At 66.2% G+C, this 509-nt stretch carries 1 protein-coding gene; it reads right to left on the bottom strand.

The annotated features are described in order from the left end of the window. Window positions 1–509 (bottom strand): PEP/pyruvate-binding domain-containing protein (locus NS355_RS17730; protein ID WP_275934738.1); only part of this gene is annotated, 509 nt, incomplete at both ends.

Raw genomic sequence — 509 nt, 5'->3', positions numbered from 1 at the left:
TTGGCGGTGCGCTTGCCCGAGCGGGTCTGGAGCATCCAGAGCTTGGCCTGTTCGACCGTGAACTCGATGTCCTGCATGTCGCGGTAATGCGTCTCGAGCTGGTCGAAGACGGCGGCGAGCTCGGCATAGACCTCGGGCATCGCCTCTTCCATCGAGGCGGGCTTGGCGTTCGCTTCCTCGCGCGCGGCCTTGGTCAGATATTGCGGCGTGCGGATGCCCGCGACCACGTCCTCGCCCTGCGCGTTGATCAGGAACTCGCCATAATAGGCGCGGTCGCCCTTGGAAGGATCGCGCGTGAAGGCCACGCCCGTCGCCGAGGTGTCGCCCATATTGCCGAAGACCATCGCCTGTACGTTGACGGCGGTGCCCCAGTCGGCGGGAATGTCGTTCAGGCGACGATAGACCTTGGCGCGCTCCGACTGCCACGACCCGAACACGGCACCGACCGCGCCCCAGAGCTGGTCGTGCACGTCCTGCGGAAAGGGCTTGCCCCACTGCTCCTCGACCAG

This window comes from Sphingomonas yabuuchiae (genome assembly GCF_001477495.1).
Classification (GTDB): Bacteria; Pseudomonadota; Alphaproteobacteria; order Sphingomonadales; family Sphingomonadaceae; genus Sphingomonas; species Sphingomonas yabuuchiae_A.
This window is presented reverse-complemented; position numbering and strand designations above follow the sequence as displayed.